The 8,045-nt window shown below is 51.3% G+C and carries 7 protein-coding genes, 1 riboswitch and 1 other annotated feature; of the genes, 4 read left to right on the forward strand and 3 right to left on the reverse strand.

From position 1 onward, the window contains the following. Positions 1-75 precede the first annotated feature (75 nt). A complete protein-coding gene (gene metF, locus A0U42_RS06140) occupies positions 76-930 on the reverse strand; it encodes a methylenetetrahydrofolate reductase [NAD(P)H] (protein WP_065360288.1) in 855 nt (284 codons plus the stop codon). 102 nt (positions 931-1,032) lie between these two features. Next, complete coding sequence (locus A0U42_RS06145; RefSeq protein WP_044505130.1) at positions 1,033-1,863, reverse strand: MetQ/NlpA family ABC transporter substrate-binding protein; 831 nt, start codon at positions 1,861-1,863, stop codon at positions 1,033-1,035. 100 nt (positions 1,864-1,963) lie between these two features. Beyond that, positions 1,964-2,058, reverse strand: a riboswitch (SAM riboswitch). A 494-nt stretch (positions 2,059-2,552) separates the two neighbouring features. Here A0U42_RS06145 and A0U42_RS06150 point away from each other — a divergent pair. From A0U42_RS06150 to A0U42_RS06165, 4 genes are read left to right on the forward strand one after another with little or no spacing between them, the layout of a single operon-like run. After that, the gene (locus A0U42_RS06150; protein WP_065360289.1) at positions 2,553-3,365 is read left to right on the forward strand and encodes an energy-coupling factor ABC transporter ATP-binding protein; all 813 of its coding nucleotides are present in this window, start codon (positions 2,553-2,555) and stop codon (positions 3,363-3,365) included. 2 nt (positions 3,366-3,367) lie between these two features. Then, positions 3,368-4,051: an energy-coupling factor transporter transmembrane protein EcfT gene (locus A0U42_RS06155; RefSeq protein ID WP_065360293.1), complete on the forward strand. Its 684-nt coding sequence runs from the start codon at positions 3,368-3,370 to the stop codon at positions 4,049-4,051. A gap of 12 nt (positions 4,052-4,063) precedes the next feature. Beyond that, positions 4,064-5,539: a tryptophan transporter gene (locus A0U42_RS06160; RefSeq protein WP_065360290.1), complete on the forward strand. Its 1,476-nt coding sequence runs from the start codon at positions 4,064-4,066 to the stop codon at positions 5,537-5,539. Further along, positions 5,536-6,111 carry a GDSL-type esterase/lipase family protein gene (locus A0U42_RS06165; RefSeq protein ID WP_065360291.1) on the forward strand — a complete coding sequence of 192 codons (576 nt, stop codon included), beginning with the start codon at positions 5,536-5,538 and terminating at the stop codon, positions 6,109-6,111. Before A0U42_RS06160 ends, A0U42_RS06165 begins: the two co-directional genes overlap by 4 nt. Positions 6,112-6,200: 89 nt before the next feature. On the opposite strand, the gene A0U42_RS06170 is transcribed toward A0U42_RS06165, so the two are convergent. Then, a complete protein-coding gene (locus A0U42_RS06170) occupies positions 6,201-7,556 on the reverse strand; it encodes an MFS transporter (protein WP_065360292.1) in 1,356 nt (451 codons plus the stop codon). A 71-nt stretch (positions 7,557-7,627) separates the two neighbouring features. Further along, positions 7,628-7,868, reverse strand: a binding site (T-box leader). Between the last annotated feature and the right edge of the window lie 177 nt (positions 7,869-8,045).

An 8,045-nucleotide genomic window follows, 5' to 3' on the forward strand; every position in this document is an offset into this window, starting at 1 on the left:
CAACATTTGACAAAGAGCCGAAAAAAACACGATTTCTTCCTTTAGCAGGAGAAATCGTGTTTTTGATTGATTATCTTACAAGAGGTTTTTGACGGCATCGGAGATCCGTTTGGCGATGTCCGGATTATTCATGGTGTAGACGTGGATACCGTCGACGCCGTTGGCCAGAAGGTCGGCGATTTGGTCGATGGCATAGGTGATGCCGATATCGTACATGGCGTCCGGTTTATCGCCGTATTTGGCAATGGCCCGCTGGAATTTGATGGGCAGGGTAGCGCCGCACATGGCAATCATGTTTTCGATTTGGCGCTTATTGGTGACCGGCATGATGCCCGCTTCGATGGGAACTTTGATGCCGGCGATTTCACAGCGTTCTAGGAAGCGGTAAAATACGGCATTGTCAAAAAACATCTGAGAAATCAGTTCGCTGGCTCCGGCATCGACTTTGGTCTTTAAGTTGCGGATGTCGGCGGCGACGGTCTTGGCCTCAGCATGGCCTTCGGGATAGCAGGCACCGATGATGTTGAACTCCGGAGCTTTGTCTTTAATAAAGGCGATGAGGTCGCTGGCGTGTTCGAAGCGGTGCGTTCGTTCTCTTCCCGGCGTTTCGTCGCCGCGAAGGGCCAGGATGTTTTCGATGCCTCGAGCCTTCAGTTCCTGCAATGTTTTAAGTGCATCTTCTTCGGTCAGATAGATGCAGGGCATGTGGGCTACTGTTTCACAGCCCAGGTTTTTTATATATGTTGCGACTTCCGTCGTGCGGTTGCCGCCGTTGCCGCCGGCTCCACAGGTCACGCTGATGAAGTCCGGATGGATCTTGCTCAGTTCATCGAGCGTCGGGTAGACGGTTTCGATAGGCGTATCTCGCTTTGGCGGGAAAACTTCGAACGAAAAGACCGTCTTTTTTGCAAAAAGCTCATGAGTATGCATACATTAATTTCCCCCTCAGATCATAAGAAGATAAAGGGCTGCCCCATAGAGGCAGCCTCTTTTCTATATCTTTATTATATTGAAGATTTTGTTGCCTGTCTATTAGAAACTCGGTAAGATAGCGCCTTGGTACTTGTCTTCGATGAATTTCTTGACTTCCGGAGACTGGAGGGCTTTGACGAGCTTCTGGATTTCCGGACGGTTTTCGTCGCCGTCACGGACGACGAGGACGTTCGCATAGGGCGAATCCTTCGGTTCCAAGAAGAGGGCGTCCTTCAAAGGATTGAGGCCGGCTTCCATAGCAAAGTTGGTGTTGATGAGGGCGATATCGACATCGTCGATGGAGCGGGGAATCTGAGCAGCTTCGAGTTCGACGAACTGGAGGTTTTTATCGTTCTTTACAACGTCCTGGACGGTGGAGGTGATGTTGCCGCCGTCTTTAAGGGTGATGAGACCGGCACTCTGAAGGATGAGGAGGGCACGGCCGCCGTTGGTCGGGTCGTTAGGGATGGCGACTTTCGCGCCGTTTGCAAGATCTTTCAAATCTTTAATTTTGCGGGAGTAAATGCCCATCGGTTCGACATGGATTTTGGCGATGGCTTTTAATTTGGTGCCGTGTTCGCTGTTGAATTTATCGAGGTACGGCGTGTGCTGGAAGAAGTTGGCATCCAGTTCCTTATCATTCAAAGCCAGGTTCGGTTTGACGTAGTCCGTGAATTCGACGACCTTGAGGTCGACCCCTTCTTTGGCCAAGAGCGGTTTGATTTCGTTGAGGATTTCCGCGTGGGGAACGGGGGTTGCGCCGACGGTGACGGTGACATTCTTGTCGGACGAAGCCGTCGTCTGGGAATCACTGCCGCAGCCGGCGGCTAAGAATGCAACGGCCATCAGGGCCGCAGCGGCGAGAACGGAAAGTTTTTTGAAGTTTTTCATGAGTTATACCTCCTGTTAATAGAATAGTCAGACCTTTTTGCTTCGCCATTATCCATGAAAAAAAGCCTCTTCCCGAAAGAGAAAGAGGCTTGGTCTTGGTTCTTTATCTCTCGGAATAGTTTCCGCAGGAATTAGCACCGTGTTATCGGTTGCCGGGCTTCATAGGGCCAGTCCCTCCGCCGCTCTGGATAAATGTCGTTTCAATTGTCTTGTGTAATAGTTTACCATGAATGGGCAATTTGTCAATATGAAAATACTCGATAATCAGTGTCAATTTGAAATAATATGGTGCAAAAAAATTATATTTTAAACGAGAAACCTGTTTTGAGGTTCTTCTATCTTGACAAGAGTCCACTGCCATTATATAATCTAAAGCAAATCATAAATGTTGTCGATGAACGAAACGAGTATATCCGATTGTGGCAGCTACAGCGAGCCGATGGCAGTGGAAGTTCGGCGCAGACCGGCGGATAGAATGGATTCGGGAGATGCGGCCTGAACGGTGACCAGTAGGGTGCGACGGTGTATTTCCACCGCTATCAAAGAAACGTGTATCGCCGTGAGGCCGTACATGTAGAGCTGGACTTACTGAGTCAATTTGGGTGGTACCGCGGAAGAATCTGAACCTTTCGTCCCTTTATAGGGATGGAAAGGTTTTTTTTTGTCTTCAAAGAGAAGGGGAGAGAAAGATGCTGGAAATGAAGGATGTCAGTTTCAATTACGGTAGCGGTGTTCCCGTATTGGAAGGTGTAAATGTGCAAATCGGTGAAGGTGAGTTCATCGGCCTCGGCGGCCGCAACGGCTGTGGGAAGACGACGGTGACTCGCTTGCTCATGGGGCTTGAAAAGCCCGTTTCCGGTGAAATCGTATATAACGGCAAGGTCATAAACGGTGACGATGCTTCCGTTCGCAGCCATTTTATCGGTTACGTATTCCAGCGGCCGGAACGGCAGATGTTTCGGCCGACGGTTCGGGAAGAAGTGGCCTATGGACCGAAGCAGCTGGGCATGAGTGAGTCTGAGATCCAAGAAGCTGTTGAGGACGCCTTGAAGGCGACGCAGCTGACGGAGCTTGCCGAATCGTATCCGCCCAACCTCAATCGCGGTGAAAAACAGCGGGTTGCCATCGCCTCGGCCATCGCCATGCATACGCAGTATCTCATCCTCGATGAACCGACGAGCGGTCAGGACAGTGAAGATAAGGAGCAGCTCATGGAACTTTTGAGCGAACTTCATCAAAAGGGCATGACCATCCTCATCATCAGTCATGATATGGATATTTTTGCAGAATACTGTCAACGGGTCATCGTCATCGGCAATCATACCAAGGCCTTTGACGGGACGCCGGAAGAACTGTTTACGAAACGCTCTGACCTATATGACTTGGGCCTGAGCCGGCCCGACGCCGTCGCCTTGTCCATGGCGGCACCGGATTTTCCTTATTGTAAATCGATGAAGGAATTTACGGCAGCCATGCTGGAAAGAATAGGAGGTACGAAATAATGATGAAAAACTTTGTCCCCGTTACGAAATTAATCGGTACCTTTGCCTTTTCTTTCTGGGCACTGGTCATGCATACGACACTTCCTTTAGTCGGTCTGGTCGTCGTCGAACTCATTCTCTTAGGGCTCTGCGGAAGCTTGTCGCGCAACGTCAAAGCCGTCTTCAGTCTGATCATCTTTGCGGCATTTCTGGCCGTCGTTCAGCTTCTCGGCGGCGGATCCTTAGAATCGGCCTACGTTACGGGCCTTCGTATGCTCGCCATGACCATCGTCTTCATCATCTTGCTGACGACGACGCGCCTCCAGGATTTGACGGCAGCCTTGGTCAAGCAGATTAAGATTCCTTATGAATACGCCTTCATGTTTACGGCGGCCCTGCGCTTCGTGCCGGACTTCATCGCCGAAAGTCAGGCCGTTCAGGAAGCCCAGGCCTGCCGGGGCCTTTCGACGAAGGGCAATGTTTTTAAGAAAGTTATCAACTACATGAGTGTCGTCCAGCCGCTCATGCTGAAGTCCTTGGGCCGGTCGGAAACGATGGCCCTCAGCTTGGAACTGCGCGGCTTTGGCAGTCATGAACACAGTTTTATGAGCAACGTTCAGCCCAAAGGACGCGATTACATCGTTATTTTTGTCATGTTGGCTTTGAGCTGCGGTATCGTTTACTTGCGGATGCAGGGTATGGTATAGGAGGGGAACTCGATGAAACAAGTAGCAGATATTTCTAAATTAGAATTTCATCACCGTCAGGGCGGTCAGTTCCGCTGGATTACCATTACGACGCTGATGCTGGCCATCGGCACGATCTTGCACCTCGTATCGCCAAGCGTCGGCGGCGTTACGCCGAACTGGACGATTGCTACCTACTGCGTCGCCATTTGTTTGACCAAGCCCAGTTATAAACAGGCTCTCGGCATCGGTCTCGTCGCTGCCTTGGTCAATGTTCTGACGTCAAAATCGGGCTTTCCCTATGGCAACCTTATCAGTGAACCCGTCGGGGCCCTTACCTGTGCCTTTATCGTCAAGAACCTGGCCTTCATCAAAGTGAAAGGCCATTCCTGCTTGCCTGCCCTGACCGGCTTTGCCGCTACCTGTATGAGCGGCGGTGCCTTCGTCACTATTTTAAAATTCGTCATGGATCTTCCGAACGTCGTCTATTTTACAGCCATGCTGCCCTTAGTCGTCGTCATCGGCGCCTTGAATGCCATCGTCACGCCGATTATGTATTTTCCGGCCCTGCGCCTCTTCGTATCACGAGGCATCCTCGATTCTCTCGAAGAACAGGAAGTGGCTTCCGATCACAGCATGTATGACTTGAAGCCCGCTCAAGAAGGCCTCATTTCTATGGAACACCTTTCTTATATCTATAATAAACAGAAGACGCCGGTCCTCGATGATGTCAATCTGACGGTCCGTGAAGGCGACTTCCTGGTCATTACCGGCGAAAGCGGCAGCGGCAAGAGCTCGCTGTGCATGGCCATGACCGGCGCTATTCCTCATTATTTCGGCGGTGTCATGAAGGGCATGGTCTATGTCAACGGACAGGCGACGACGCAGACGACGATTTCAAAACTCGCGACCCGCGTTGGAGCCATGCTTGACGATTACGACAGCCAGCTGGTCGCCATGACCGTTGAAGAAGAAATCGCCTTCAGCCTGGAAAATCAGGGCGTTGCCCCCGATAAAATCGACCAGGCCGTCACGGAAGCACTGGAAAAAGTACACATGCTGCCTTATCGCCAGCGTCCTTTGACCAAGCTGTCCGGCGGCCAGCGCCAGCGTCTGGTCATTGCCGATGTCTTGGCAACCAATCCCGACATCCTGGTCTTCGATGAACCGACGTCGGCCCTGGATCCTGAAGGGACCCACGAGTTCTATGAATTGATTCACGATTTGAATGTAACCTACGGCCATACGATTGTCGTCGTCGAACATACGCTGGAAGCGGCCCTTCCTTACGCTAACCGACTGGTTCTCATCGACCACGGCCACATCCTCAGCGATGCCGACGTTGAAACGACGCTGCGCTATATGTACGATCATGATATTTATGCCAGTGCCATTCCCAAGATGTTTGCTTGTCAAATGGATCTTGAAAAAGCCGGCTGCCGCTTCGATGCGCCGTGGCTTTCGGCAGAAACGGCCGTAGCAGCCGTTCAAAAGGGGATCCGGTCATGAAAATCCTCTGTTTAGGCGATAGTTTGACCTATGGGTACGATGTGCTTCCGGGAGAGCGGTGGACGACCTTGGTGGCTGCAGACGGCAAGATTCAGATCGATAACCGGGGACAATGCGGCGACACGACGGCCGGCATGGTCTTTCGCCTGCACCAGCTTGACCTCATCGGCTACGATGCCTTCTTCATCATGGGAGGGTCCAACGATATCCTCCTCGATAAGGACTTTTCCTCCGTCTGCCGCAATATAGAAACCTTGGTTTCGCTGTTAAAATCCCAGGAGGAACCGGTGTATATCGGCATTCCTCCTTTGACGAAGCCGGAAAGTGCCTACTATGGCTGGCAGGATGCCGGTGATGTGAATCGTCACAATGAGATACTCCGCCGCTACCGTCAGTGGCTTTTGGATTATAGTGCCAATACGGGGTGCGCGGCTATCGATTTTTATCAGGCGTTGCAGGATGGCGAAGAAACATCCGGGAAAAATCTCTATGCTGACGGCGTTCATCCCAATGCCGAAGGATACGCCGTATTTGCCCAAGAAGCGTTGAAGGTATTTCTACCAAAGGCGTAAAATCTCAGTCTCCTTTGTCATTTCATTATTCTGTCAAAAAAATCCCACGGTCTTTCGAGTGTTATGAGAGGCCGTGGGATTTTTGTATCTTAATGGGTTACGCTAGGCTGGGTGCCGGTGTAACCTGTCGTATTTGTTCGTGTATCGAGGTGTACATCTTCTTTTACCGTGCCGTTTACCTTATATTTCAAGGTCAGGACTAAGAGGCCGGCGCTGAACATGAAGAGGGCCATCAGGTAGTAGCCCATGGCGAAGCTTCCGGTTTGAGCCTGGACCCAGGCCATCATATTGGGTCCGAACATGCCGCCCAGGTTGCCGCAGGAGTTGATGAGGGCGATGGAGCCGGCAGCGGCCGGACCGGAGAGGAAGGTCGTCGGAATGGTCCACCAGACGCCCATGGAAGCGTGGATGCCGATAGCGGAGAGGCAGATGAGAAACAGGGCGACGCCCATGTTGTGCGCAAAGGGCGACAGGCCGAGTCCGACGGCACCGACGGTGAGAGCCGCGAAGACGTGCCATACCTTATCGCCGGTAACGGTTGCCGTATGGCCGATGATCAATTGGACGACGAGGGCCGCTGCCATGGGGATGGCGATGGCACCGCCGATGAGGGACGTCGACCAGCCGGAGAGGTTTTTCAGGACTGTCGGCATCCAGAAGTAGAAGCCCCAGAAACCGACGACCCAAAGGAAGTAGATGAAGCAGAGTTTTAATACCTTGGCATCGGTAAAGGCCTGGAGGACAGTATATTTCTTTACGTTTTGCATGGCCCGCTGTTCATGTTCATACATGGTCGTCAGGTATTCTTTTTCAGCGTCTGTCAGCCAATGGACTTGGTCCGGGCGATCCTTGACGGCCAGTAAGAAATAGAAGGCAAAGATGAGAGCCGGAATCGATTCAAGGATGAACAGTTCCTGCCAGCCTAAGAGGCCGAAGAAGGAATGTTCCAAGAGAACGCCGGCGATAGGGGCACCGACGATGGTCGAAAGAAGGAGCGAGGTCAGCATGAGTGACGTTGCCCGGGACCGTTCAGCGGCTGTGAACCAGCGGGGGAATAAGAGCGAATAAATGACCGGATACAGGCTGGCTTCCGAGGCACCTAAGAGGAAGCGGCAGAGGTAGAATTGCCACTGCGTCGTAACGAAGGCCATACAGAGGCTGACGGCGCCCCAGGTAAACATGATGCGGGCAATCCATTTCGACGCCGAAAATTTGGCGGCAAAGAGGGAACCGGGGATTTCCAGAAGCAGGTAGCCGGCAAAGAAAATACCGGCGCCAAAACCGTATACTTCAGGCGACAGCCAGCTCAATGTCTGGGTCATGGTCAGTTTGGCGTAGGAAATATTGACGCGGTCGATGCAGGCAATAATCGAAACGAGAAAGACCGGTAAAATAATGCGCAGATCTCTCCGCCGTTTAAGACTGTCGAAATTGATGTTTTCCATGATGCATTCCTCCTAATGATAAGTTAGATTGTCATAAGATAAACATGAAATAAAAAAAACTCCCGCCCCACTAAAGGGACGGAAGTTTTATCCGCGGTACCACCCGATATTCCTTGCCAAAAAAACGCAAGGCTCTTTGTAACGTACTATCATACGCATTTCCTGTAACGTGGATCAGACGGTGCAGTTTACTCATTTCAACTGCAATCCTCAGAGATGATTTTCCATGCTTCCTCCGGCTGCCGGCTTTCACCATACCCGGCTCGCTGTGTGCTTTTGCAAAGCTGTACTCTTTCTCGTCATCGAATGTCAATATATCGTGTTTAAGTTATGCACCCTATCATAGACCTGTGTAAAAGGTTTGTCAAGGATGAAAACGAAAAAAAATAAGGGTATAGGCATTTTTTCAATAAAAAAGGCTCCTTGTCAAATGTTGGGGTGCCAACTAAATCATCCACCGCGAATGGACGTGAGTGAGTTTTCCTCGCT

Origin of the sequence: Megasphaera sp. DISK 18, from assembly GCF_001682955.1 — a bacterium.
Classification (GTDB): Bacteria; Bacillota; Negativicutes; order Veillonellales; family Megasphaeraceae; genus Megasphaera; species Megasphaera massiliensis.